This is a genomic window from Acinetobacter johnsonii, assembly GCF_048551975.1.
Lineage (GTDB): Bacteria > Pseudomonadota > Gammaproteobacteria > Pseudomonadales > Moraxellaceae > Acinetobacter > Acinetobacter johnsonii_A.
In genome coordinates, this window is the sequence record NZ_JBIMCF010000255.1 from 1 (window position 1) to 265 (window position 265).

General features: G+C 32.8%; 1 pseudogene. It reads right to left on the reverse strand.

The annotated features are described in order from the left end of the window. Positions 1-184, reverse strand: a pseudogene (locus ACG9ZB_RS17420) (cytochrome C assembly protein); the annotation flags it as partial. Positions 185-265 lie beyond the last annotated feature (81 nt).

Genomic DNA, 265 nt, shown 5'->3' on the forward strand with positions numbered 1-265 from the left:
CCATTGGCTTGAGCATGTAATGGTACAAAAAAGTTGCATGTAGGAATAAGCCTAAGCCTAAAATAATGCCAATAAACCAATGGTTTGGAACACGTTTAGCCATTAATATGATTAACAAATACCAAAAAGAGGTGGTATAAGCGACTAATTCTAAGATGGTGTAAACCAAGGGCAGGCTAATCATGTCAAACATTTTTCAGGATGATGAATATTCATTTATATAAATTAGGTTCGAAATAAAGTATCCTATATCATTCTATGCATA